The sequence below is a fragment of the Pseudomonas sp. o96-267 genome (assembly GCF_003935465.1).
Classification (GTDB): Bacteria; Pseudomonadota; Gammaproteobacteria; order Pseudomonadales; family Pseudomonadaceae; genus Aquipseudomonas; species Aquipseudomonas sediminis.
Genome location: NZ_RHQP01000006.1, coordinates 157,005 through 182,942, shown reverse-complemented (window position 1 = coordinate 182,942; position 25,938 = coordinate 157,005). Strand labels below are relative to the sequence as shown.

22 protein-coding genes are annotated in these 25,938 nt (G+C 62.1%); 16 read left to right on the top strand and 6 right to left on the bottom strand.

The genetic code is table 11. From position 1 onward, the window contains the following. Positions 1–813 precede the first annotated feature (813 nt). On the top strand, positions 814–1,164 hold the full coding sequence (locus EGJ86_RS06110) for a hypothetical protein (RefSeq protein ID WP_125834426.1): 351 nt from the start codon (positions 814–816) through the stop codon (positions 1,162–1,164). Between the two features lie 134 nt (positions 1,165–1,298). Here EGJ86_RS06110 and EGJ86_RS06105 read toward each other — a convergent pair whose 3' ends face one another. From EGJ86_RS06105 to EGJ86_RS06095, 3 genes are all read right to left on the bottom strand, one after another. Continuing rightward, positions 1,299–2,210, bottom strand: coding sequence for a bifunctional GNAT family N-acetyltransferase/nucleoside diphosphate kinase regulator (locus tag EGJ86_RS06105; RefSeq protein WP_125834425.1), 912 nt, complete (start codon positions 2,208–2,210; stop codon positions 1,299–1,301). Between the two features lie 173 nt (positions 2,211–2,383). Beyond that, complete coding sequence (locus EGJ86_RS06100) at positions 2,384–2,818, bottom strand: DUF2383 domain-containing protein (RefSeq protein ID WP_125834424.1); 435 nt, start codon at positions 2,816–2,818, stop codon at positions 2,384–2,386. An 84-nt stretch (positions 2,819–2,902) separates the two neighbouring features. Further along, entirely contained in the window at positions 2,903–3,367 is a 465-nt protein-coding gene (locus tag EGJ86_RS06095; protein ID WP_125834423.1) for a PA2169 family four-helix-bundle protein, read from the bottom strand. A gap of 552 nt (positions 3,368–3,919) precedes the next feature. Here EGJ86_RS06095 and EGJ86_RS06090 point away from each other — a divergent pair. Next, positions 3,920–4,333 (top strand): CopD family protein, encoded by a 414-nt coding sequence (locus EGJ86_RS06090; RefSeq protein WP_125834422.1) that lies wholly within the window; start codon positions 3,920–3,922, stop codon positions 4,331–4,333. 79 nt (positions 4,334–4,412) lie between these two features. Here EGJ86_RS06090 and EGJ86_RS06085 read toward each other — a convergent pair whose 3' ends face one another. Further along, the gene (locus EGJ86_RS06085) at positions 4,413–4,871 is read right to left on the bottom strand and encodes a DUF2231 domain-containing protein (protein WP_106732306.1); all 459 of its coding nucleotides are present in this window, start codon (positions 4,869–4,871) and stop codon (positions 4,413–4,415) included. A gap of 135 nt (positions 4,872–5,006) precedes the next feature. On the opposite strand from EGJ86_RS06085, the gene coxB reads away from it, so the two are divergent. The 7 genes from coxB (at position 5,007) to EGJ86_RS06050 (ending at position 11,446) form a co-directional block, all read left to right on the top strand. Next, a complete protein-coding gene (coxB, locus tag EGJ86_RS06080; protein WP_125834431.1) occupies positions 5,007–5,897 on the top strand; it encodes a cytochrome c oxidase subunit II in 891 nt (296 codons plus the stop codon). Further along, the gene (gene ctaD, locus EGJ86_RS06075; protein WP_125834421.1) at positions 5,894–8,425 is read left to right on the top strand and encodes a cytochrome c oxidase subunit I; all 2,532 of its coding nucleotides are present in this window, start codon (positions 5,894–5,896) and stop codon (positions 8,423–8,425) included. The genes coxB and ctaD overlap by 4 nt, the downstream gene beginning before the upstream one ends. Then, positions 8,425–8,778 carry a hypothetical protein gene (locus EGJ86_RS06070; protein WP_106732309.1) on the top strand — a complete coding sequence of 118 codons (354 nt, stop codon included), beginning with the start codon at positions 8,425–8,427 and terminating at the stop codon, positions 8,776–8,778. Before ctaD ends, EGJ86_RS06070 begins: the two co-directional genes overlap by 1 nt. Then, complete coding sequence (locus tag EGJ86_RS06065) at positions 8,769–9,587, top strand: cytochrome c oxidase assembly protein (RefSeq protein WP_125834420.1); 819 nt, start codon at positions 8,769–8,771, stop codon at positions 9,585–9,587. The genes EGJ86_RS06070 and EGJ86_RS06065 overlap by 10 nt, the downstream gene beginning before the upstream one ends. A gap of 344 nt (positions 9,588–9,931) precedes the next feature. Next, positions 9,932–10,249, top strand: a complete 318-nt coding sequence (locus EGJ86_RS06060) for a hypothetical protein (protein WP_125834419.1) — start codon at positions 9,932–9,934, stop codon at positions 10,247–10,249. 144 nt (positions 10,250–10,393) lie between these two features. Beyond that, positions 10,394–10,720 carry a hypothetical protein gene (locus tag EGJ86_RS06055; protein ID WP_256672345.1) on the top strand — a complete coding sequence of 109 codons (327 nt, stop codon included), beginning with the start codon at positions 10,394–10,396 and terminating at the stop codon, positions 10,718–10,720. 396 nt (positions 10,721–11,116) lie between these two features. Further along, a complete protein-coding gene (locus EGJ86_RS06050; protein ID WP_125834418.1) occupies positions 11,117–11,446 on the top strand; it encodes a four-helix bundle copper-binding protein in 330 nt (109 codons plus the stop codon). Positions 11,447–11,643: 197 nt separating this feature from the next. Here the strand turns inward: EGJ86_RS06050 and katE are convergent, their stop codons facing one another. Next, positions 11,644–13,782 (bottom strand): catalase HPII, encoded by a 2,139-nt coding sequence (gene katE / locus EGJ86_RS06045; protein ID WP_125834417.1) that lies wholly within the window; start codon positions 13,780–13,782, stop codon positions 11,644–11,646. A 234-nt stretch (positions 13,783–14,016) separates the two neighbouring features. Between katE and EGJ86_RS06040 the strand changes: the two genes are divergently transcribed. Beyond that, positions 14,017–14,541 carry a DUF4142 domain-containing protein gene (locus EGJ86_RS06040; protein ID WP_125834416.1) on the top strand — a complete coding sequence of 175 codons (525 nt, stop codon included), beginning with the start codon at positions 14,017–14,019 and terminating at the stop codon, positions 14,539–14,541. 47 nt (positions 14,542–14,588) lie between these two features. Here EGJ86_RS06040 and EGJ86_RS06035 read toward each other — a convergent pair whose 3' ends face one another. Beyond that, complete coding sequence (locus EGJ86_RS06035; protein WP_125834415.1) at positions 14,589–15,071, bottom strand: CinA family protein; 483 nt, start codon at positions 15,069–15,071, stop codon at positions 14,589–14,591. A gap of 225 nt (positions 15,072–15,296) precedes the next feature. Here EGJ86_RS06035 and glgA point away from each other — a divergent pair, with 225 nt between their 5' ends. Genes glgA through glgX form a run of 6 tightly spaced genes read left to right on the top strand, consistent with a single transcriptional unit; the run spans position 15,297 to position 25,767 of the window. Beyond that, complete coding sequence (gene glgA, locus EGJ86_RS06030; protein WP_125834414.1) at positions 15,297–16,832, top strand: glycogen synthase GlgA; 1,536 nt, start codon at positions 15,297–15,299, stop codon at positions 16,830–16,832. Positions 16,833–16,855: 23 nt separating this feature from the next. Next, the gene (gene treZ / locus EGJ86_RS06025; protein WP_125834413.1) at positions 16,856–18,586 is read left to right on the top strand and encodes a malto-oligosyltrehalose trehalohydrolase; all 1,731 of its coding nucleotides are present in this window, start codon (positions 16,856–16,858) and stop codon (positions 18,584–18,586) included. Further along, positions 18,583–20,637, top strand: a complete 2,055-nt coding sequence (malQ, locus tag EGJ86_RS06020) for a 4-alpha-glucanotransferase (RefSeq protein WP_125834412.1) — start codon at positions 18,583–18,585, stop codon at positions 20,635–20,637. Before treZ ends, malQ begins: the two co-directional genes overlap by 4 nt. Beyond that, the gene (locus tag EGJ86_RS06015) at positions 20,630–23,374 is read left to right on the top strand and encodes a malto-oligosyltrehalose synthase (protein WP_125834411.1); all 2,745 of its coding nucleotides are present in this window, start codon (positions 20,630–20,632) and stop codon (positions 23,372–23,374) included. Before malQ ends, EGJ86_RS06015 begins: the two co-directional genes overlap by 8 nt. A 16-nt stretch (positions 23,375–23,390) precedes the next feature. Beyond that, positions 23,391–23,642 (top strand): DUF2934 domain-containing protein, encoded by a 252-nt coding sequence (locus EGJ86_RS06010; RefSeq protein ID WP_079783734.1) that lies wholly within the window; start codon positions 23,391–23,393, stop codon positions 23,640–23,642. 10 nt (positions 23,643–23,652) lie between these two features. After that, positions 23,653–25,767, top strand: coding sequence for a glycogen debranching protein GlgX (gene glgX / locus EGJ86_RS06005; protein WP_125834410.1), 2,115 nt, complete (start codon positions 23,653–23,655; stop codon positions 25,765–25,767). The last annotated feature ends 171 nt before the right edge of the window (positions 25,768–25,938 follow it).

The following is a 25,938-nucleotide window of genomic DNA, read 5'->3' as shown; positions in this document are numbered from 1 at the left end:
CAAAATGCCATGGCAATGCGGCATGATGCTCCGGCTTCAATTCAATAACCGTGTTGCACTCAGCTCCTGCAACCGCCATAGATTTCGGCCGTTCGGGCAGAGCCTGTCTGCACACTGATATTTTGTCGCCTCACAGTCCCAGTAGGTGAGGAGCAAAAAGCGGCGCATATTTAAATAATATCTTTCTGAATCACACAGGAAGCTCCGCTCACTAAGTCTCTGATTTCACTGTCGTTCCATTTTTAGCTGTGTATGCGCAGATTTACCTGATCTCGACACGATTCTCGCCGCCATTGCCGCAGGCCTTTTCATCCTGGGCTTCGCATAATGTATATTATGTTAAATTCATATTCCAGCTATCCAATCTCTGAAACTTCAGGTGAAGTGAATTCAGGTGTTTCCCGGCACCTCTAGCGCCTCAGCTCCTTCACCGTATGGGAAAGGTACGCATGCCGCTCTCTCGCCGCTAGAATGCTCGTACTCCCCGGATTGCGAAGTAGTTATGCCAAGGACGTCGAAGAAGAAGCCTGCTGACAACTCCCCGAAACCTGAAAGGCAAGCTCGCCAGAAGAAAGTCTCAAACCCCGCCTCAACCGGTGGCCGTGGGGGTTCCTTTGAGCGCCGTGTACAGGCCATGCGTCTCCTTGCGATGTGCCTAGGGATCCCGTGCGCGGGCGTGCGGGACAATTTCACTATTGTAAGCTTGCTGTTCCAAGGGCGAGTTATGGAGCACAACACCGACGACCTGGTGGTGTTCACTTTACGGCCGAGCACAGGGCAGAAAGCACGACACAATCTTGTGACTTCGGTGTTATGTTGCAATTGATCGACTATTGCTTTGAAGCCATGTTCCGGCACCCGAAGTGCCCCGAAGACTGGGATGTCTATGGCTTTCAATTACTGTTGGTCAAGCTGACGCCTGCTAGGTTGCGAGAGCTGACCCACGAGGCTATCCGAATCAAGATAGCCCTCGCTAAGGAACGTGCTGCCCGAGCAACCAAGACAATCTCATTTGCCGCTCAGATTATCTATGGCCGACTGGTTCCTTTCTACGTGACCACCACGCCGTTCGCGTTCGCAGATGAGCTCATCCAGAACGCAACTACCCCACTGCTCATCTCGTCTAAAGGCGAAGAGACGCAGGCCAACCCTAATATCGAATAAAAACCTGGTTAGGTTCCGCGTCCCCGGGGCGCAATGGCCGGAATGCGCAGCGCTCCCAAGCGGGCATTTGAAGCATCCTGTCCATGGTGCACGAGCATCTCTCAGAATGGACGAACACTGAGCTAAAGGAGCGATTACAGGTGGAAATCGCCCGCAGCTTCCGGTTGATAAAGCACTTTACTGATCTCGATCCGGAGAGTCCGATCGGAAATCCGCCAGTCGATGGCGTCTCCCTCCTGGTAGCCGAGAATGGCCGCGCCGATATCGGAACACACCGAATATTTGCCGGCGCGGCTGTCGGCGTCTTCGGGATAGACCAAGGCCACTTCGATCTCTTCGTCGTCCAGTTGCAGCAAGGCCCTGGAGTTCATCGTGACGACATTGCACGCCACTTCCTCTTGCTTGACGACAACAGCACGCTCGAGCTCATGTTCGAGCTCGACAATGGCCGGCCCCTCCTCGAGTGCAATTAGGTTCTCGAGCCTGGCCTTGTCGATTTCAGTGATTTGGATTCCTGTAACGTCGGTACCGGCACTTTCGCGCAGGAACTGGCGATAACACCCCGCCGTCATGGAAAACGATTTCAATGTCGGCGTTTCGTTCTCGAGCATAAAACCGCTGCGCACAAAAGCTTTCAGCGAGCGCACGTTGTCCGGGTGAATCTTGGCGATGAGCTTCTCGGCGCGCATGTCGAGAAAAGCCAGTTTCATGCCTTCGCGGATGGTACGGGCGCCGAGATTTCGGCCCCATTTGTTACTGTCTCCGATGACCAGGACGATCTCGCACTCCCGGCCGGTCTTGACCAGACGGACAAAGCCCACAGGTTCGTCATGTCGGTCATAGGCCATAAAGAAACGGCCGCCCCGGTTGAACAGATGGGTCAGGATCGGCAACTGCGTCCGATCGATGACTTCCGCGATGGAACGGGAAACATGACGCGAGTCGCTCAGATAGCAGGTGACGCGCTCATCCTGCAACCACTCCATCAGCGTCAGCGCGTGTGCCCGAGTAATTTCAGGGCACAGCGAAATGAAAGGCTTGTTCATCTTCACCACACACTTATATGTAAAGAATGAAAGCCCTTCATGGCTATGGCCATGACGGTTCTTTCGGCGACCGGTTACTTTAAGCCATAACGCGAGTAAAGCCGAACCGTCTGCGCTCTTTTCTCTTCGACAGCCTGCACAACGGGCTGAACCGCCCTCTCCTGCAGTTGCCGCTACAGCTGTGTGCGTATGACTCTTTCGAATTCCACACTACAGCTGCTGTGCTCCTGCAACTGCTGACGGAACTGTGGTGACAGCTGCTCCGCGAGCACTTGCTCGAAACCATGGCGAATTTGTTTTTCGGTTTGCAGTGCCGCGCGTAAACGGGCGCGGCCGCGCTCAGGCAACAGCGAGGCGCTCAAACTGTTCCAGGCATGGCGAAGTACGCCGAACAGGCTGGGATGCTGTGTCGGTCGGCCGCCATAGGTAACGATCTGATTGCGCAGGCAGTCCATCAAGACCAAGCATTGCTGTTCGCGCTCAGCGAATAGCCGCTGCTGTTCAGATTTACTCGTGCTGCCTGCAAGACGTCGATAGCTCAAGCTGGCGTCGTGGCACGTCAGCAGAAGGTGGTTGAGCTGGGCGATGGTCTTGTCCAACGTCGGCATGCACTATTCCTCCCCCCTGCGTGCTCGAATGCAAAGAACTGACGCCGGGTGCGCGCAATGCGCACGCCCGGCAAGCGGGAGCAATCAGTTTCTTGCGCGTTCGACGTTGCGCAGCGCGCGCACTTCATCGTGATTGCGCAGCACGCCCTGGTACTGACGCTCGACCAGGCTGCGGATTTGCGGTGGCAGATTCTTGGTCAGCGCTTCGCTGTAGCGTTCCTTGGCGACGTCTTCGCCGCGTTCGGCTTCGTTGAGAATGGCCTCTTCGTCCTTGCCGGTGACCAGTGATTTCAGGTCGACCCAGCGGCGATGCAGGTCTGCACTCACGCTGGTGCTGTCCTCGGGTTCGCCGCCCAATTCCAGGACGGTTCGTTGCAGCTCTTCCGCCGCTTCAGCGCATTGCCGCGAGCGCTGCGAGAACAGTTGCTTCATGTCGGGGCGTTTGACGTCTTCGGCGCAGACCTTGAAGCCGGCCTCGCCGTCCTTGCTGGTTTCGATCAGCTTGTTGAGGGTGCGTACCAGGTCTTTACGGTCGTCGGTGAGATCCATGTGTCGTCTCCGGGCCGGCTAAACGGCCATTGCTTGGTGGTATGTCCCGTCTTGGGGCCTACATGGATTCCGACGTGCAGGCTGCGCTGATCGTTCAGGGAATATTCCAAGCGGCAAGCTGAGCCGGCTTCAGGTATGCACGCATCAGTTGATACCTCGGCCCGCATGCCGAGGGCGTCTTCGCGGTCATGACCCCTTAGCGCTGGGTTTCAATTTTTTGCGTTTCGATGGATGTGCTGATCATCACAGGCCCGGCAAAAAGCTTGAACGCATGCCAGCCAGTGGAACTCTGTCTACTTCAGGGGAGTTTTGTCAGGGGCCGTTTCGTGACCTGACCGGCGCGATTGCGCCAGATCGAACGAGCATCTTGCTTCCCCAGGGCCGCCGCAGCGTCTCCTCTTTCTCCTTGCGGCGGTTCCTTCTTTTTACCGGAGACGATCCTGGCTCGCTCTGGATAGTGGCCGAACTCAAACACCATTAGGCAGTCACAACGTCGTGGCCTGCCCCACCAGGGCCACGTGCTCGCAACGAACGGACGCATGGAGAGCATCGATGCCACTGCTCAAACTGCTGCATTTCATGGCGCTGATCTGCTGGTGCGGCGCGCTGCTGTACCTGCCTGCGATGATCGCAGCCGGCACCCGCAGTAGTGATGAACTGTTCTATCGCGACCATGCCCACCTCACACGCACGGTCTTCAACCTGCTCGCCACGCCAGCTGCCTTGCTGGCCATCGGCTCAGGCACGGCGTTGTTTCTACGGGAAGCTATTTTCGACCCCTGGTTGATCCTCAAGCTCACCACCGTCGCTGGGATGGTGCTCTGTCACGCCCTGTGCGGCGTACTGATTCTGCGCATCGAACGTGCCACCGAACCTGCACTTCGGCGCAACTGCCTGCTGATTGGCCTACTGCTGAGCGCCCTGATCGGCGCCACGCTGTGGCTGGTGCTGGCCAAACCTTTCTGATCACGGAGTACCCGAGAATATGCCCGGCCTGCCCCGCTCTCTCTACCGTCCAGTAGCTGGCAAGCCGAAGCCGATTCGCTCAGCGTGTATCGACGCCCACGCCGTGTTCGTACACCAGGCGCCCGCCCAGGTAAGCCGCCAGAGCGATCAGCGCGGCGGTCAGGAGCGACAAATACAGTGCCCAGCGTTCCATGCCCTGCTCCGGCCCGGCGTAACGCAGCAACCAGTTGAGCGATGCCAGCGACAGCATCATCACGGCGATAATGGCGTGGCACCAGGCGGTGATCTTGCGCCGGATGCTGCCAACCGTAAGCAGATCGACCAGCCCCGCCATGCTCGCCACCCAGCCACCGAAGGCGCCGACGCCAGCCAGCCAGAGACTCGCGCGCGCCCAGAACGGATCGGCCAACAGCAGATAGGCGATGTCGGTCGCCACCAGACCCAGCAGCGCGGCCACGGGAAAGTGGATCATCATCGGATGCAGCGGATGTCCGGCGATGGCGGCACGACTGACGATAACTTCCTTTATTTCGGCCATCCCGGCCTCCTTGAGCAGGTCAAACGTAAGCGTCATTGGCTGACGCCCTGTTTCAAGTTGACCACGCTGACGCTAGCAGTTCCGTTTCTCGTTGCCTGCGAGGGGCCGCAATCGGCGCTCGACCCGGCCGGGCCGATGGCGCGTGAGGTGGCGATCCTGTGGTGGGCGATGTGCGCCTTCGCCACCCTGGTGCTGATCGTGGTGACAGCGCTGTGGGTGCACGCCATGCGCCGCGAACGGCCGCAAATGGATGCCGCCCGTGCACGCCAGCTGACGTTGCGCTGGCTGGTCGGCGGCGGACTGCTGTTACCAACCCTGAGCGTGCTGCTCCTGCTGCTGTTCGGCATTCCCATTGGCCACCGCATGCTGCCTTTGCCCTTGGCCGGTGAACAGCCGATGCGCATCGAGGTGATCGGCCATCAATGGTGGTGGGAGGTACGCTACCCGGACAGTGGGGTGGTCACCGCCAATCAGCTGCACCTGCCGGTCGGCAGGCCGGTGGACCTCGACGTCACTAGTGCCGATGTCATTCATTCCTTCTGGGTACCGCGCCTGGGCGGCAAGATCGACATGATCCCCGGCAGGGACAACCGCATCCGCCTGCAGGCCGATCAGGCCGGCACCTTTCGTGGCCAGTGCTCAGAGTTCTGCGGCACGCAGCACACGCACATGATTCTCGATGTGCAGGCTCACGACGAAGAAGACTTCGCCAACTGGCTGCAGGCGCGCCGCGAACAACAGGTCAGCGCCCTGCCCGGTCCGGCTGGTGAGGTGTTCGCCGCGCGTTGCGGTCAGTGTCATCGCGTGGCAGGCGTGAGCGAAGGGAATCGCGCGCCGGATCTCAGCGATGTCGGTGCGCGATCGATGCTCGGCGCCGGCGTGCTGAGCAATGAACCAGGCGCACTGTTGCGCTGGCTGCACGAGCACCAACGGCTCAAACCCGGCAACGCCATGCCGCTGCATGACGACCTCGACCCCGATCACCTCAGCACCATCGCCGACTGGCTGGAGACCCTGCGCCCGTGACTACGCCAAGCAACGAACAGGTTGCCGCCCAGGAACAACTGCACGATCAGTTCAACGACGTCTGGGGCAACCCGCGCGGCTGGAAGTCGCTGACCATCGTCAATCACACCACCGTCGGCATTCGCTTCATGCTCACCGGACTTGGGTTCTTCCTGTTCGGTGGCCTGCTGGCGATGCTGGTGCGCACGCAGTTGGCCATACCGGGCTACGACTTTCTCGAGCCGGACGTCTACAACCAGGTTTTCACCATGCATGGCACGGTGATGATGTTCCTGTTCGCCGTGCCGATGATGGAAGGCCTGGCGGTCTACCTAATTCCGAAGATGCTTGGCGCGCGTGACCTGGTGTTCCCACGGCTGTCGGCACTGGGTTACTGGTGCTACCTGTTCGGCGGGCTGATTCTCTGTGCCAGTCTGCTGCTGGGCATCGCGCCAAAGGCTGGCTGGTTCATGTACACGCCGCTGTCCAGCGCGGTGCATACGCCCGGGCCGAACTCGGATTTCTGGCTGATCGGCATCACCTTCGTGGAAATCTCGGCGGTATCGGCCGGTGTCGAGCTGGTGGTGTCGATCCTGCGTACCCGCGCTGAAGGCATGTCGCTGAACAAGATGCCGATCTATGCCTGGTACATCCTGGTGATGGCCATGATGATCGTGGTTGGTTTTCCGCCGCTGATTCTCGGCAGCATCCTGCTGGAGCTGGAGCGCGCGGTTGGCCTGCCGTTCTTCGAAGTGGCGCGTGGCGGTGACCCGATTCTCTGGCAGCACCTGTTCTGGCTGTTCGGCCATCCCGAGGTGTACATCATCTTCCTGCCGGCGGCCGGTATCGTTTCGACCCTGCTGCCGGTGTTCTGCCAACGGCCGCTGGTGGGCTACCGCTGGGTGGTGCTGGCGATCCTCACTACCGGTTTCATCAGCTTCGGCCTGTGGGTGCACCACATGTTCACCGTGGGCATCCCGCAACTGGCGCAGGCGTTCTTTTCCGCCGCGAGCATGCTGGTGGCGATCCCGACCGGTATCCAGGTGTTCGCCTGGATCGCCACGTTGTGGGTCGGGAGGCCGCTGTATCACGTGCCGATGCTGTGGCTGGTGGGGTTTCTGGTGATCTTCGTCTGCGGCGGACTGACCGGCGTGATGTTGGCACTGGTGCCCTTCGACTGGCAGGTGCATGACACCCACTTCGTGGTGGCGCACATGCACTACGTGCTGGTGGGCGGCATGTTCTTCCCGCTGCTGGCCGGCATCTATTACTGGCTGCCGCACTTTTCCGGACGCATGCCGTCGGTACGCCTCGGCAAATGGGGCTTCTGGCTGGTGTTCATCGGCTTCAACCTGACCTTCCTGATCATGCACTGGACCGGCCTGATGGGCATGCCGCGGCGCATTTACACCTATCAGTCCGGTCTGGGCTGGGACCTGCCCAACCTGATTTCGTCGATCGGCAGCTTCGTCATGGCCATCGGTATCGCCACGGTGCTGCTGGATATCGTCCTGCACTTTCGTTTCGGCCAGAAGGCCACGAAGAATCCCTGGAACGCGGACACCCTGGAGTGGAGTACGCATCTGCCGCCCAGCCCCTACAACTTCGTCAGCCTGCCACCGGTGCGCACGCGCCATCCCCTATGGGAGCTGCCCGACCTGGAGGAGCGCATCGACCGTGGTGAATTCGCCTTGACCGTGATCGACCACGGCCGGCGTGAAACCTGGGGCGTAGAGCCGCTGACCGGCAAGGTGCGCGAGATCATCCACCTGCCTGGCAATAGCTGGTGGCCTTTCATCGCCTCGCTGTTCATCGCCTTCACCTGCCTGGGGCTGCTGAGCAAGTTCTACTGGGTCGCGCTGGTGGCCAGCATCGTTGCCGTGCTGGTGCTGCTGCGCTGGAGCTGGGAGAACGGTGCGCACCCACTGGCGGCGCCGGATGCGCGAGTGCAGCCTGGCGAGCCGCCGCTGCACTCGCGCACCTGTGACGGCCCTGGCTTGTGGGGTATGGGCGTGACCCTGCTGGCCAACGGAGCCTTGTACCTGGCGCTGCTGTTCGGCTGGTTCTATCTATGGACGGTATCGCCGAACTGGCTGGTGCCGGACGACCCGGTCATCGATCAGCGTTTGCTGCTGGCCAGCGCCGTGCTGCTCAGCGTCGCCGTACTCTGCCAGCGGCCGGTGCTGCGGCGTCTGCGTCAGGGCCAGGGCGAGCCGGCCACGCTGATCGCCTGCTTCGCCGGCGTGGCGCTGCTCGGCGTACTGCATGCCGCTTTGCTGCTCTGGACCCTGCTTTCTGGCGATCTGGCGCCACGCTCCACTGCACATGACGCGGTGATCACCGTCATGCTTGCCTATAGCCTGGTGCACGGCGCGCTGGCGTCCATCCTCAGCGCCTTGCAGGCGCTGCGCGTGCATTACGGCTACGTGTGCAAGCGCACACCTTACGAACCGCTGGTGGTCGAACAGTTGTGGCAGTACAACCTCGCCGTGCTGTGGATCACCTATTGCAGCGTGGTGCTGTTTCCACCCACCTTCGGAGGTGCGTGATGCAGCCATTACGCAGCCCCTACAACCCGGTTCATATTCCGCTCGGGCTGGTGCTCTGGAGCATCTGGTTCGTGGTCATCTACGGCGGCCTGTCGGTAGGCTGTTCGCTGCTGCCGCCACCTCCTGCACAAGGCCAGTGGACCTGGCTGAACGCCTCGCTAGGTGTGCTCAGCGTGGTTACGGTGGTGGCCCTGCTTGGCCTGGCGCGGCTGTTCCAGCGAGCTGCCAGAAAAGACAGCACCACCCAATCCGAGCGCTTCGTGGCCCGCCTTGCAGCGGGTGTGAACCTGATCGGCGCCATCGCCACCGTCTTCGTCGCCTTGCCGACCCTGAGCCTGCCGCCATGCCTGTAATTGCCCTCGCCCTGCTGTTGCTGCCCGGTACAGCCGCTGCGCATGGCCTGCTCAATGGCCATCTGCACCTGAGCGAGCGCGTGCCGCTGTTTTTGAGCGCCTTGTTGCTTGGTGCTGCCTGGCTGCTTTACGTCATGGGCTGTCGCAAGGTGCGCCCGCATGGTCGGGAGGCGCTGTGGATGCATCTGGCGATGATCATCACCGTGCTCGCTGTGTTCGGCCCCATCGATGACTGGGCGGAAACCAGTACCAGCCTGCACATGGTCCAGCACATGCTGTTCATGATCGTCATCGCACCGCTCTGGGCTCTGGCCCGGCCACTGCCGCAGTGGCGTGCGGTGCTCGGCGGCTGGATGGCCCCGGTGTCCAATGCGATTTTGCGTAGCGGCCGTTATCCGGTAGCGCTGGCGATGCTGCACGGGGCGATGATCTGGGTCTGGCACACGCCGAGCCTGTACATGCTGGCGCTGGAAAATACCTGGTGGCATGCCATCGAACATGCCTGTTTCCTCTTCAGCGCTTGGTTGTTCTGGTGGTCCTGCCTGCGCGCCAACCCGCGGAAGGTGCCGCACGCGCTGATGGCCATCCTCCTGACATTGATGCACACCGGGTTGCTCGGTGCCCTGCTCACCTTCGGCAATGCACCGTTCTACGGTGAGTCCCGAGATCTGGCGGACCAGCAACTGGCCGGGCTGCTCATGTGGGTGCCGGGCAGCCTGGTCTATCTGGCCGCAGCCGGCTGGATCAGTTGGCGCTGGTTGACACGCATCTGGCGACGTCAGGGTGAAAATGCCGGTACTACCCCATAGCGCGTTCTTCGTGCGCGCTAACTTCTTGTGCAACTTCAATCCAAGTCTGCCGACAGCTTCTGGGCGTTTCGGTGAAAGCGTGACGCGCATTTGGTTCAGGGTATTTTTTCTGTCACTGCGAACCAGTTGACTTATTGCTCTGGCGCAAGATGCTGTATGCAAACAATAAAGTTATCGTCGCATTTCCAAGTCCCCGATTCTTTTTAAACTTATTCGTGTGTGCGGAAAATTTGTATAACCTCGGTAAATGATGTCACTTTGGCTTTTGTTTTTACCGATCGTCCCAACTGTTGGTATGCGTGAAGATCAACGCTATGTTTTATGAGGTCATTAAGGAGAGGCTCATGAAACACGACTTGGAAAGTATTAGATCGGCGTTAGCCAATTATGAAGTTGATATGACGCCAAGACCGGACGGCAGCGTCGTGCTTACCGTAGCCCATAAAGAACGGCAACTCGTCCGTGTTCTGGACGGGAGTTGTCCTACTCAGGAGGTGATCAGACTGATTCATTTCGATATGACGCTGGAAGAAGATGGCGAGTCGATCAGCGAAGCGGTCAAACACTGTAATACCAAGCAGTTGCCAACCTATTCGCGCGAGCCGATTTTCCGTACGCGCACCTCCCGTTTGTGGGCCATGAGAAAGCTCACGAAAGAATGAGGGGATACGCACATGCCCAGATGCAAGGATTCAGCAACGATTCGGAACAAGGCCGAAGAGGTGATGGGAAGAATCAGACGGCATATGCCCTATCGGCACCAACTGATGTACGAGTGGCCTTACATGACGGGGGCGACATGCCTCGTGGTTCTTCTGATTTGGCAACCCTTTCACCCAGCGGCGCTGGCAGTAATGCTCTCTCAGCCGCCACCCAGTACCCAGGTAGCCCAGCGTGCGCTTCGGGAGGTCGACTCGAACTGCTATCAGGTGCACAGCGAAGCGCTTGACGAGCAGCCTTGCGAGGAATGTGACAAGGACAAGGTCACCGCCACGCACCCTGAGCGGGATTTTCAGTTCAGCCGCTCCATTCTCACCTGCCGGGATATACACCACGACCCGCTGCGCGCTCGCGCAGCGGACAGGCCAAACAACATGATGATCGAAGTGATCAAGGCCAATCACTCCTTCTAGCCGCCACTGGCGCCCTCGGCTGGCATTTCCAGCCTCTTACCCTGCCCTACCGCTTACCCGCCCCCGATTGTTTGAGCTAACGATTCAAGTGACTGTCGACATGCATAGATGCCAGTCGCGGGATGTATATCATGGGCAACGGGTGAATTTACTTTTTCATTACAGTTGCTGTCGTCAGCGCATTGTCGCTTGCCTGGGTATTCAACTTAGCTTGCCTGATATTGCCGTTGGCAAGATGGCCGGCAAGCCATTTAAGTGAAATCCGGCAAAAGACCATTCGGGCTTTTCTTTATAAATAAGAGGTGCTTATAAGGCGCGCTGCGATCTGTATGGCCAAGTTGCTCTTTATTGGCGCGTCGCAATATTTCTACAGTGGTTATATATGGAGGCATGAAAATGACAGATCAGTACAATTATCTGGATCAGATCACCGCCTACAGCAGTTGCGCCAATGCGTGTGAACAATGCGCATCGGTGTGCCTGCGTGAGAAAGACGCAGGCCATTACCGTTGCATCGAGCTGTGCCGAGATTGCGCAGACCTGTGCCGCCTCACGGCCACCCTGATGTTGCGTGACAGTCCTTACGTGGCAGTGGCCAGCCAACTGTGCCGGATCGCCTGTCTGGCCTGTGCCGAGGAATGCATCCAGCACACCAGTCAGCATTGCCAGGAATGCGCGCATGCCTGTCAGCAGTGCGCAGACGAACCCTTGCTGGAGACAGCCTGAGATGAACAGGAAAACACCGAAGGAAATCGGGCGGACGCCCGTAGCGCGTAGCAACGATAGGTTGCTGGACGACCCGGGTAACGAAGACCCTGGCTCACAGCTCGACGCGCCAGTGCCGCGGCGCCCCTCGACCGGGGCGCAGCAGGAGAAGCCGCCTCGACCTAGCGACGGAAAACCGCGCTAGGCCTGGTGTCGGTTCAGGCTGGAATGCTCTTGGCGCGGGCCTCTCGTGCCCAGATGCGATGTTGCTTGAGCGCCGTCTCGAAGCGCATGTACAGCGGATCGAAGCTGTCGCCGCCGAGCATCCCGTCATCCTCTTCCAGGCCCAGCATGGCCGCCAGCTGAGCGGCATCGCCGCTGAGCGCGACAGGCTTGAGGTGCTTGTAGGCTTCCAGCAGGTAATGCTTGGCCACGCCATCGTCCTGCAGGGTCTTGAGCACGTACTCGCCTCCCGGGACGAATACGGCGTCGACGGTGATCGACGGCTCCGAGGCGAAGCTGCCATCAGGTTGCACTGGCTGGCCGTCGGAGTCCTTCACTGCCGCCGCTGAAGGCGCCAGGAGTTTGGTCACGGCGCCGGCAGCTTCGAGCATCTTCTTCAGGCTGGCGACTTCGTCGGCCTTGCAGCCGGGCGTCAGCAGCCCCGCTACGCGCCGGCCGCGAATATCGCCAGGCAGCAGGTTCATCTGGCTGAGCGCCGGAGAAACCTGCGGCTTGCCTTCCATTTGCGGCGTCGAGGTACTGTCCAGATCGATGCCCAGGTTCTGCGCAACCCGCAGGGCCAGCAGCGGATCGATATGAGCGAGAATGTCTTTCACCTGACGCTCGCGGATGTACAGGCGTTCGACCTTCGACAGCTCGAAGCTGTAGGCATCGACGATGTGCTGCTGCTCAGTCTCACTCATGCTGCGCCAGAACAGCGTGGCCTGAGAGAAGTGGTCGCCAAAGCTGGGCGAGCGCACCCGTACCTTGTGCCCTTGCAGTGGCTCGGGATAGGAGCTGTAGCCACCCCCGCTGGGCGCTGGCGGTGTCTCGCGCGGCCAGTTGCCGTCGATCGAGTTGGGCTCGTAGGAAGCGCGGCCGCGATTGATCTGCTGGCGGTGCGGCGCATCGCGCTGGTTGTTGTGGAACGGACACAGCGGCCGATTGATCGGGATTTCGTTGAAGTTGGGGCCGCCCAGGCGCAGCAGCTGTGTGTCGGTGTACGAGAACAGCCGGCCCTGCAACAGCGGATCGTTGCTGAAATCGATGCCAGGCACCACGTGACCAATGTGAAATGCCGCCTGCTCGGTTTCGGCGAAGAAGTTGTCCGGGTTGCGATTGAGCACCATGCGCCCGACCACGCGCACTGGCACCAGCTCTTCGGGTACCAGTTTGGTCGGGTCGAGCAGGTCGAAGCCAAAGCTCAGCGCGTCCTCCTCGTCCATCACTTGCAGGCCCAGTTCCCATTCCGGGTAGAGGCCGCGCTCGATGTCCTCCCACAGGCCACGACGGTGAAAGTCCGGGTCCTTGCCCGCGAGTTTCTGCGCCTCGTCCCATACCAGCGAACAGACCCCGGCCTTGGGTCTCCAATGAAACTTCACCAGCTTGCTCTGGCCCTCGGCATTGACCAGGCGAAAGCTGTGCACGCCAAAGCCCTGCATCGAGCGATAGGCGATGGGAATGGCGCGATCGGACATGGTCCAGAGCACCATGTGCGCCGACTCCGGGGTTAGCGAGACGAAGTCCCAGAAGGTGTCGTGGGCCGACGCGCCGGTCGGGATCTCGTTGTGCGGCTCGGGTTTGACCGCATGGACGAAGTCGGGAAACTTGATCGCATCCTGAATGAAGAACACCGGCATGTTGTTGCCCACCAGATCGAAGTTGCCCTCCTCGGTGTAGAACTTCACCGCAAAGCCGCGCACGTCGCGCACCGTATCGGCCGAGCCGCGCGGCCCCTGCACGGTGGAAAACCGCACGAACACCGGGGTGCGTTTGCCGGCTTCGCCGAGGAACGCGGCGCAACTCAGGTCGCTGATCGGATCGGTTACCTCGAAATAGCCATGTGCCCCAGCCCCGCGTGCATGCACCACACGCTCGGGAATGCGCTCGTGGTCGAAGTGGGTGATCTTCTCGCGCATGATGAAATCTTCCATCAGCGTCGGCCCGCGTTCACCGCCGCGCAGGCTGTTCTGATTGTCGGCGATGCGCGTCCCGGTGTTGGTGGTCAGCGCCTCCCCTGTCGCGTCCTCGCGGAAACGTTCGAGTTGTTCGAGCTTGGTGTTGCTGTTGCTGCGGTCGAGCGTGTCGCTGCCAGCCATCTGGCTGTTATCGGCGCTGTTCGGTTGCTTGCTCATTGGCTACTCCTGGTTATTCAGTGGCCATGTCATGCATGGTGGCCACGCAAGCGACGGGAAGTCGCTCCGGGTACTTTTTGAGGCGCAGTGCGGCAGTTCCGTTCGACTTGAATTTTTCCGCGAGGCCAGTGATGGCGGGCCGTTGCGCTTGGCCTAGCGCGGCGAATTTGTCCTGAACTTCGTCGCGACCTGCACCTTCTACCCCTGTGAACGCACATCCCAGGAGGATCGAATATGCACCCGTTGAAACCACTGGCCTTACTGGCCGCTGCCGCCTTCGCCATCTGCGCCGTCACCAGCCTGCAGGCTGCCAACAAGTCGGAATCGATCAGCAGCGAGGAATTCGTCGAAGAGGCATCGGCGAAAGGCATCGCAGAGATCGAAACGTCCAAACTGGCCCTGGAAAAATCGCAGAACGAGACGGTCAAGGGCTTTGCGCAGATGATGATCGATGACCACCGTCGGGCGAATCAGCAGTTGGCCGAACTGGCCAAGAGCAAGGACCTGGAAGTCTCCGACGATGCCGAACTGATCAACCAGGCCAAGGCTCTGGTGCTCAAACTGCGCAGCGAGGAAAGCTTCGACAAGGCCTACATGAACAATCAGGTGGTCGCTCACCGCGAAACCATCGAGCTGTTCCGCCGCGCGGTAAATGTCGATGACCAGGAGCTCGCTACGTTTGCTCGTGAGACGCTGCCCAAGCTGGAGCAGCACTTGCAGCGCGCTGAGCAGTTGAACGGCCAGTTACCGGAAGAGTGATCACTTGCCTGCCGGGCTGCTGATGCAGCCCCGCTTCGCCAGGCCAATCAGCCTTGACGCAGACGTTCGTAGTAATAAGGCAACTGCAACAGGGCATAGCGCGCCGTTTGCTCACGCACCTGGTTGCGACCTCCGCTGAACTTCACCGTTTCACTGACGATGCCCTGGTGCTGTTCGAGGCGAATAGCACAGGCGATGCATTGCACGCCGTCCATTTCTCCCTCTGCCTGCGCCAGGCCGGTATTGGCCAGGACGATATCGGCATCGCTGCGTAGCAATGCGCCCAGCGCCATCTCCTGCGCAACCTCTTCGCTGGTGAGACCGAAACGCTCGATGGTGTCGGCACTGACGCCCAGACAACGCTGCTTGGCCTGCGGCGAATAGATGACGAACGCGCAATCAAGTACCTGGCCGCAGCCAGGCACGCCGGCCACCAGTGAGCTGATAAGCCCCGCTGTGCAGGATTCAGCAGTGGCCAAACGCAGCCTGTACTTGCCGAGAAATTTCACCACCTGTTCGACGCTTTGCATCTGCCTGCTCCTGTTAGCTGCCAGGTTGCTCTGTGAAGCGGCCGGGATGGGCAAAGTTCAACCTGTTTACAGGGCGCTCGCTCTGCAAAAAAAGGTCGAACCTTTGTTCGCATCGCCCCGTCAGCTCAAGGGTAAGGGGGAGATCGCGCAACCGTTCATCGCACTCCTCCACGGCCCTCGCCCACAAGGCGAGTCGTCCTCAGGTCCAACCCCATGGAGAGAGACATGGCAAGCGCTGCAGCCTCCGCACACATCCAAGCCACACCCACTCTTTGCGCCGCAGCCAAGCCTCCCTTGCAGATGCACAGCGAGCATCCGCAGCGCAAGCGCGTACTGTTCGTCACCTCGGAGTTCGCTGATCTGATCAAGTGCGGCGGGCTCGGCGATGTTTCCGCCGCTCTGCCCCGTGCGCTGTCGCCGCAACACGATATTCGCTTGCTGATCCCCGGTTACCGGCAAGTGGTGGAAAGCGGCCGACCGATCCGTATCGTCGGACAGTTGCCTGGCCTGGCGGCATTGCCTCCTTGCCAGATCGGCCGTATGGACCTGGCCGATGGGCTTATCGTCTATGTACTGCTCAACCATGCGCTGTACGAACGTGATGGCTCGCCTTACGTCGATGAGCATGGCCGCGACTGGGCTGACAACCACATCCGTTTCGCCCGTCTCGGCCTGGCCGCCGCAGAGATCGCCACGGGCGATGCCGGCATCCAGTGGCGCCCGGAGCTGGTCCATGCCAATGACTGGCCTGCAGCGATGGCGCCGGCCTACATGGCCTGGCGCCAGGCCAATACACCCGCTTTGCTGACCATTCACAACCTCGCTTATCAGGGCCTGTGTGACATGCGTTGCGCCAGTGAACTGGCAATACCCAGTACGGCCTGCGGCGTCGAGGGCCTGGAATTCTATGGGCAGCTGTCATTCCTCAAGGCGGGCATTGCTTACTCGCAGCATGTCACCACCGTGAGCCGCCGCTATGCCCGCGAAATCACCTCGGCGGAACAGGGCTGTGGCCTCGATGGCCTGTTGCGGGCCAAGGTGCAGAACGACCAGCTCAGCGGCATCGCCAACGGCATCGACGAAAGCTGGCACCCCGAGAGCGACCCGCACTTGCTGGAGGGTTTCAGCGCTGGCGACTGGGCGGGCAAACGAGCCAACGCCGAGTACGTCCAGCAATGGCTGGGGCTCGATGACGACGGGCCGCTGTTCGCCGTTGTATCGCGTCTGGTGCATCAGAAAGGCATAGATCTGACCCTGGAAGTGGCCGAACACATCGTCGCGCGCGGTGGCCGCATCGGCGTGATAGGCCAAGGTGAGCCGGCCCTGGAGGTCGCCATGGCGGAGCTGGGTCGACGTCATCCGGGGCGTATCGGCGTGCATATCGGTTTTGACGAAAGCGATGCGCGGCGTCTGTACGCTGGCAGCGACTTTCTGCTTATGCCTTCGCGTTTCGAGCCCTGTGGTCTCAGCCAGATGTACGCCCAGCGCTACGCCTCGCTGCCCATTGCCCGCTGCACCGGCGGCCTGGCCGACACCATCGAGGATGGCGTCAGCGGCTTTCTCTTCGACGCGCCCCCGGCCGCTGCCTATCGCCAGGCCATCGACCGCGCGCTGCAGGTCTTCGACCATCCCGAGCTGCTGGAAGCCATGCGCTGCCAGGCCATGAGCGCCCCGCTCTACTGGCGCCAGTCGGTGCAACCGTATGACCGCCTTTTTCAACGTCTGCTGAGCCAGACCAGTGTTCAACGGGCACCGCGCTGATGTTCAGCCATGGTGCCCGGCCAATGGCCGACGGCCGCGTGCGCTTCGCCCTGTGGGCGCCCAGTTGCCAACAGGTAGAGCTGGAGCTGCGAGATGGCGGGCTGCAGCCCATGCAGGCGCAGGATGACGGCTGGTACGTCGCGCTGATCGAATGCCCAGCCGACACAGCCTATCGATACCGCATCGACGGACAGTGGCCCGTGCCGGACCCTGCCTCGCGCCGCCAGCTCGAAGACGTACATGGCTTCAGCCAGGTCATCGATCACTCGGCCTATATCTGGGATCACCGCGACTGGAACGGCCGGCCCTGGCACGAGACGGTGCTGTACGAGCTACACGTCGGCCTGTTCGGTGGTTTCCAGCAGGTCATCGAGCACCTGCCGCACCTGGCTGATCTGGGCGTCACCGCCTTGCAGCTGATGCCGCTCAATGCCTTCTCCGGAACGCGCAACTGGGGCTATGACGGCGTGCTGCCGTTTGCCCCGGCCAACGCCTACGGTACGCCCGATGAACTCAAGCAACTGATCGAAAGCGCCCATGCCTACGGTCTGATGGTATTCGTCGATGTGGTCTACAACCACTTCGGCCCGGACGGCAACTACCTGGGTGTGTACGCGCGGCAGTTCTTCCACGAAGAGCGCATAACGCCCTGGGGCGCCGCCATTGATTTCAGCCGCCCACAGGTGCGCGACTTCTTCTGCGAAAACGCGCTGATGTGGTTGCTGGACTATCGCGTCGACGGTTTGCGTCTGGACGCCGTACACGCCATCGACGATGACGACTTCCTCAAGGAGCTGGCTGCGCGCGTGCGCTCGGCGCTGCCGCAGCAACGTCAGGTGCATCTGGTGCTGGAGAACGAGCATAACGCCGCGCATCTGCTGCGCGATGGTTTCGATGCGCAGTGGAACGACGATGGCCACAACACCCTGCACGCCCTGCTCACCTTCGAGAACGAGAGCTACTACGCCGACTACGCCCAGGCGCCGACGCGCAAGTTGGCAATCTGCCTGGAACAGGGCTTCGTCTATCAGGGCCAGGCTAATCGTCACGGCCTGCCGCGCGGCGAGCCAAGCGCTGACCTGCCTCCCCATGCCTTCGTGCTGTTTTTGCAGAACCATGATCAGGTGGGCAACCGCGCCTTTGGCGAGCGCCTGACGCTACTCGCCGACGCCGACGCGCTGCAGGCCGCCACCGTGCTCCTGCTGCTGTGTCCGATGGTGCCGCTGCTGTTCATGGGGGAGGAATGGGGCAGCAAACGACCGTTCCTGTTCTTCACCGATTACCACGACGAGCTGGCCAATGCCGTGCGCGAAGGCCGGCGCAACGAGTTCGCCGATTTTTCCCAGTTCAACTCGTCGCACAGCCGCGAAGCCATTGCCGACCCCAATGCCGAGGCTAGTTTCCAGCGCGCGCAGCCAGATCTGGCGCCTGCCCTGGAGCCTGAGCAGCGCGAGTGGCTGACCTTCTATCGCGGCCTGTTGCAGGTGCGCCATAGCCGCCTGCTGCCAGGGCTGGAGCAAGCGCGCAGTCTGAGTGCGCAGGTGTTGGGTGACGGCGCGGTACTGGCGCGCTGGCGACTGGGCAATGGTCCGGCGCTGAGTATCGCCATCAACCTGGGGACCAGCGCCGTTTCCCTGCCTGCAGAGGCCATGCACGGCGAACGCCTGTACACCCTGCGCATCGACGATGCCGACCTGCGTCAGGCGCAATTGCCGCCGCGCAGTGCCCTGGTCACCCTGGAGCCCGCCCGATGAGCGATCGATTACTGGCCGAACTGGCGCAAGCCGCGGATCTGAGCATCGACTGGACCGATGCTTACGGCCAGCCACAGCGCGTATCGGCAGAAGCGCAGCGCAACCTGCTGGAGGCGCTGGGCTATCCGGCGCAAAGCCCTGAACAGATACGCGAAAGCCTGACCTCGCTGGTGCACCGCCAGCATGTGCCGGAAGATTCCGCTCTGCTGCTTCAGGACCAGGGTCAGCCACTGGCCCTGACCCTCTACCCGGCCGAGAGCCCCTATCGACTGACCGATGAGCACGGCAATGTCAGTGAGGGGCGGCTTGACCACGACGGCCATTTGCCGGCGCAACAGCAGCCTGGCTATTACCAGTTGCAGATTCGCGACACTCAGCATGCGCTCGCCGTAGCGCCCGCCGCCTGCATGTCGGTGCAGGAACTATGTGGCAAGACGCGCATCTGGGGCCTTACCGCTCAACTCTACGGCCTGCGCCGCGCCGGCGACGGCGGCCTGGGCGATACCCTGGCGGTGGCGGATCTGGCCCGGCATGCCGCCAATCACGGCGCCGATGCCATCGGCCTGAGCCCGGTGCACGCCCAGTTCAGCGCCGACTTGCGCAGCTACGGTCCCTACTCACCGTCCAGCCGGCTGTTTTTCAATACCCTATATGCCGCGCCCGTCACCTTGCTCGGCGAGGAGCGCGTGCAACGAGCCATTCAAGCAGCCGGGCTGCACAGTGAGATGACCCGGCTGGAGGCGCTGGAACTGATCGACTGGCCAGCCGTGGCCACCACTCGGCAGCGCCTGTTGCGCCAGTTGTATGCGGACTTCTGCCAAACTCCCGGCCAGTTACAGCAACGCTTCGACGCCTTTCGCACAGCCGGCGGCGATGCGCTGCAGCAGCATTGCTGCTTCGAGGCCATCCACGCGCAGCGCTTGCGCGAAGGGACAAGCGGCGATTGGCGTACCTGGCCGGATGAGCTGCGCAGCCCGCATCAAGGCGCCGTGATCCGTTTTGCCATCGAACATGCCGATGAACTGCGCTTTCACGCCTTCTGCCAATGGCTGATCGCCCATGGTCTGGAAGCCGCCCAGGCGACAGCCAGCGGCGCCGGCATGGGCATCGGTCTGATAGCGGATCTGGCGGTGGGCGCCGATTGCGCTGGCAGCCAGGCCTGGTCGCGCCAGGACGAACTGCTGCCACGGGTCACTGTGGGGGCGCCACCAGACGTGCTCAATCGTCAGGGGCAAAGCTGGGGCGTTGCCGCTTTCTCACCGCAGGGTCTGCGCCAGCACGGCTTTCGCGCCTATATCGAAATGCTCCAGGCCAACCTGGCGCATGCCGGCGGCATTCGTATCGACCATGTAATGGGGCTGCAGCGGCTGTGGGTGATCCCCCAGGGCGCGAAGTCGCAGCACGGCGCCTACCTGCGCTACCCACTCGATGACCTGCTGCGCCTGTTGGCGCTGGAGTCGCACCGTCACCGTGCCCTGGTGATCGGCGAAGACCTCGGCACTGTGCCCGAGGGCCTACGCGACAAGCTCGCCGCGCGCAATATCCTCGGCACCCGCGTGCTGCTGTTCGAGCAGGACGACCTGGGTTTCGTCCCGGCCGAACGCTGGCCCGGCAATGCTCTGGCGACCACCACCACCCATGACCTGCCGACGATCAAGGGCTGGCTCGCCGGCCGCGATCTGGAATGGCGGGTGCGCGCCGGCCAGCGCGATGCCGAGCTGCTGGAGGGCGACCACGCCGAGCGTGCCGGTGAGCGCGTGGCGCTGCGCCAACTGTTCGAACGCCAGGGTATGGCGCCCGGCAGCGATGACGATGCCTGCTTGCAAGCCTGTATCGAGCATATCGGCCGCACGCCGGCGCCACTGACCCTGTTGCCGCTGGAGGACGCCTGCGGCCTGGAGCAGCAGCCCAACCTGCCCGGCCCGGGCGATATTCACCCAAACTGGCGGCGCCGCTACCCGCTAAAGGTCAACGAGCTGCTGGAACAGCCAGCTACCAGTGAGCGTCTGGCCAGCCTCGATGGCGCACGCCGGGAGGCTGGCAATGACTGAATTACGCGCCACGCAGCGCCTGCAGCTGCACAAAGATTTCACCTTGCGCGATGCAGCGGCCCAAGTGCCCTATTTGGCTCAGCTGGGTATCAGCCACCTGTATGCCTCGCCGATTCTCACCGCCCGCCCCGGCTCGCAACACGGCTACGACGTGATCGACCCGAGCCGGATCAACCCCGAACTGGGCGGCGAAGCCGCGCTGGTGCAGTTGGTGGACACCCTGCGTGCCCATGACATGGGGTTGATCCTGGATATCGTGCCCAACCACATGGCCGTCGGTGGCGACGGTAACCCTTGGTGGCTGGACGTGCTGGAATGGGGGCAAGGCAGCCCTTACGCCGAGTTTTTCGATATCCAGTGGCAATCCCACGACCCTTTACTCAGCGGCCAGTTACTGGTGCCTTTTCTGCGCAGCGACTACGGCGAGGCGCTGCGTGACGGCACGCTGGAACTGGTGTTCGACGCCAAGCGCGGGCGCTTTCACGCCCAGCACTTCGAGCATCGCCTGCCGCTGACGCCAGCCAGCTACGCCAGCATCCTGCGCCGCAGCGAGGATGAAGCCCTGCGCGAATTGGGTCAGCGTTTCGCCCGCCTGGGCAATGATGAGGCCAGCCGTGCACAGGCCGATCAGTTGTGCATCGAACTGTCCTCTAAGGCGCTCCAGCTAGCGCCCCTGCTCGCCAGCGTTCAAGGCCGTGACGAAGCGGCGCAGCAGCGTCTGCACGCACTGCTCGAACGTCAGCATTACCGCGTCGCCAACTGGCGTACCGCGGCGGACGATATCAACTGGCGACGGTTTTTCGATATCAACGAACTGGGTGCGCTGCGCGTCGAGCATCGGCAAGTATTCGAGCAGACGCATGCCAAGGTCTTCGAGCTGATCGAGCGCGGCCTGATCGACGGCCTGCGCATTGATCATATCGACGGCCTGGCCAACCCGCGTGCCTATTGCAGTCGGCTGCGCCGGCGCATCCGGCAACTGCGCGGCGATGCGCCCTTCCCTATCTTCGTGGAGAAGATTCTCGGCGCCGGTGAACAGCTGCCGCAGGAGTGGCCGGTGGACGGCACTACCGGCTACGAGTTCATAAACCAGGTGTCGCTGCTGCAGCACGACCCGCATGGCGAACTGCCGCTCAGCCAGCTGTGGCAGGCGCAAAGTGGCCGGCCGACAGCGTTCGACGAAGAAATCCTGCAGGCGCGACGTCTGGTGCTGGAGGGCTCGCTGGCCGGTGATCTGGAGGAAGTCGCCCAGCGTCTGCTGCACGTCGCCCGACATGACATCGCCACCCGCGACCTGACTCTCGGTGCCATTCGCCGGGCGCTGCGCGAGCTGATCGTGCATTTTCCGGTCTATCGCACATACGCCCAGGCCTGCGGCCGTTCACAGCAGGATCGGCGCTTCTTTCAGCAGGCATTGGACGGCGCGCGGCAAACCCTGGCCGAAGCTGACTGGCCCTTGCTGCCACATCTCGACGACTGGCTCGGCGGCGCCTTCCTGCGTGCGTTGCCGCCCGGACGCGCGCGGCGTTTGCGTGCCCAGGCGCTGACGCGCTTCCAGCAACTGACCTCGCCAGTGACCGCCAAGGCCGTCGAAGACACCGCGCTGTATCGCGCCGGCGTGCTGTTGTCGCGCTATGACGTGGGCTTCGATGCCGAGCACTTCAGCGCCAGCGTCGAGCATTTTCACCAGGCCTGCGTCGAACGTGCGAACCACCACCCGCTCAACCTGCTGGCCACCGCCACCCATGACCACAAGCGCGGCGAAGACTGCCGTGCGCGTCTGGCAGTGCTCAGCGAACGCGCCGCCTGGTACGCCGAACGCGTCAAACACTGGCAGCGCCTTGCGCAACCGCTGCGTAGCAGTCATCAGCAGCAGGCGCCGGATGGTGGCGAAGAGGCGATTCTCTACCAGGCGCTGATCGGCAGTTGGCCGTTGGGGATGCAAGCGGACGATGACGTCGGCCTGGATGCTTACCTGCAGCGTCTGCTCGGCTGGCAGCGCAAGGCACTGCGCGAGGCCAAGCTCAACAGCGCCTGGAGTGCGCCGAACGACGAACACGAAGCTGCCTGTGCCGATTTCCTGCGGCGCCTGCTGTGCGAGCCAGCTGGGTTGGCCTTGCGCACCGAGCTGGCTGATAGCGTCGCGGCAATAGCTCCTGCTGGCGCCCTGAACGGCCTGGTGCAATGTCTGTTGCGCATGACCACGCCTGGCGTGCCCGATCTGTACCAGGGCTGCGAGTTCTGGGATTTCAGTCTGGTCGACCCGGATAACCGTCGCCCGGTGGACTTCGCCGCGCGACAAAACGCATTACAGGCCAATGATGAGCCAACGGTCATGCTGGCCAGCTGGCAGGACGGGCGCATCAAGCAATGGCTGATCCAGCAGGTGCTGGCGATTCGTGCGGCGCGTCCGTCGCTGTTCAGCCAGGGCAGTTACCAGCCCCTGGCTGTCACGGGCAGACACGCCGCCCAGGTGCTCGCCTTCCTGCGTAGTCACGGTAACCAGCACCTGCTGGTGATCGTGCCGCGCCTGGCCGCCGGCCTGCTCGCAGAGCACGACCTGCCGCATGTTCCCGCACAGCGTTGGGGCGACACCGCCGTGGTGTTACCGGGCGAATTCAACCACTGCCATGTCACCGGCCTGCTCACTCCTTGCCAGGTCGCAGCGCACGAAGCGGCGCCACTTGCCGACGCGCTGGCCGAGCTGCCGGTCAATCTGCTTCGCCTTACCCCTTGATCACAGGAGTTACGCCATGAATGTCGATGAGCAGCGCATACGCGAGTTTGCCTTTCAGATCTGGGAGTCCGAAGGCCGCCCCCATGGCCAGCATGAGCGGCACTGGAAAATGGCCAGCAAGTTGGCCGAAGCCGAGGCGCAAGCCCAACCCACGGCCAAGCCGCGGCGTGTCAGCAAACCCAAGACGGTGCCGCTGAGCGAGGCCGAACAGCCCGCGCTGCTGAAGAAACCCCGTGCCCCGCGCACACCCAAGACGCCGAAAGCCTGAGGTCGCCATCATGTCCAATCACCAGCGCTCACGCGTTACCGAAGGCACGCCGTTCCCGCTGGGCGCCAGTTGGGATGGGCTCGGGGTCAACTTCGCCCTGTTCTCGGCGCACGCCACGCGAGTGGAGCTGTGCCTGTTCGACGAGCGCGGTGAGACGGAGATCGAACGCATCGAGATGCCGGAATACACCGACGAGATCTGGCACGGCTACCTGCCTGACGCCCGCCCCGGCCAGGTTTACGGCTACCGTGTGTACGGTCCCTACGAGCCTGAGGCCGGGCACCGCTTCAACCCCAACAAACTGCTGATCGACCCTTACGCCAAACAACTGGTGGGCAAGCTACAGTGGTCTGAAGCGCTGTTCGGTTACACCATCGGCGACCCGGCCGGTGACTTGAGCTTCGATGAGCGCGACAGCGCGCCGTTCGTGCCCAAGTGCAAGGTCATCGACCCGGCCTTCACCTGGGGCGAGCAACCCAGCCTGCGCACGCCCTGGGATCGCACGGTGATCTATGAAACGCATCTGCGCGGCATCAGCATGCGTCATCCGGCGGTGCCCGAGCCGCAGCGCGGTACCTGCGCCGGGCTGACCAATCCCGAACTGCTGCGGCACATCCGCGAGCTGGGCGTGTCCAGCGTCGAGCTGCTGCCGGTGCATGCCTTCGTCAACGATCAGCATCTGCTGGAAAAGGGCATGAACAACTACTGGGGCTACAACAGCATCGGTTTCTTCGCCCCGCACCCGGCCTATCTCTCCAGCGGTCGCATCAGTGAATTCAAGGAAATGGTCGCGCACCTGCACAAGGCTGGCCTGGAGCTGATTCTCGATGTGGTCTACAACCACACTGCCGAGGGCAATGAGCGCGGTCCGACGCTGTCCATGCGCGGTATCGACAACGCCAGCTACTACCGCCTGCTGCCGGACGAACGCCGCTACTACATCAACGACTCCGGTACCGGCAACACGCTGGACCTGAGCCACCCCTGCGTGCTGCAGATGGTCACCGACTCGCTGCGCTACTGGGCGACCGAAATGCGCGTGGATGGCTTTCGCTTCGACCTGGCAACCATTCTTGGGCGCTACGCCGACGGCTTCAACGAGCGTCACAGCTTTCTTGTCGCCTGCCGTCAGGACCCGGTGCTGAGCAAGGTCAAGCTGATCGCCGAACCCTGGGACTGCGGCCCCGGCGGCTATCAGGTCGGTGGCTTTGCGCCGGGCTGGGCCGAATGGAACGACAAATTTCGCGACAACGTGCGCGCCTACTGGAAGGGCGACCGCGGCGAACTCGGTGAACTGGCAAGGCGCCTCACCGCCTCCGGCGATCTGTACAACCAGCGTGGGCGCCGGCCCTTCGCCTCGGTCAACTTCATCACCGCGCATGACGGTTTCACTCTGCGCGACGTGGTGTCCTACGACCACAAGCACAACGATGCCAACGACGAGAACAACCAGGACGGCACCGACCGCAATCTTTCCTGGAACCATGGCAGCGAGGGCGCCACCGACGACCCATCGATTCGCAACCTGCGCGTGCAGCAGATGCGCAACCTGCTGGCCACCCTGCTGTTCGCCCAAGGCACACCGATGCTGCTGGCCGGTGACGAGTTCGGCCGCACCCAGCACGGCAACAACAATGCCTACTGTCAGGACAACGAACTGAGCTGGGTGGACTGGTCGCTCGACGATGAAGGCCGCGAGCTGCTCGCCTTCTGCCAGCACCTGATCGCCCTGCGTCGGAGCTACCCGATCCTGCGCCGCCAGCGTTTTCTGGTCGGGCACTACAACGAGGAGCTGGACGTCAAGGACGTCACCTGGCTAGCCCCCGACGGCAGCGAAATGACCGAAGAGCACTGGCACGACGAGGAGGCGCGCTGCATGGGCATGCTCATGGACGGCCGCGCGCAACCCTCAGGCGTCAAACGCAGCGGTGCCGACGCCACCCTGCTGTTGCTGCTCAATGCCGGCCACCAGCCCTGCGAGTTCCAGCTGCCCGAAGTGCACGGCGGGCGCCACTGGCTGTGCCTGGTCGATACGCATACCGCGCAAACGGTACCAAGGCCCGTGCCACAGGACGCGGTGGAGCTGCACGGGCGCACACTGCAGTTGTTGGAGTTACTGCGCTAAAGGCCGCCGCGAAAAAAAGCCTGAACCCTGCTTCCGTCTGCCAACTCGAAAAATATAGATGCTGGGACAACCCATGGCGCCGCTCGAGCGGAGCGCCACCTTTCGGCGCGCGTGACGCTTCGCGTCAGTCCCAAGCAAACAATCACCTACGCCGGCCAGCTGGTCGGCCTC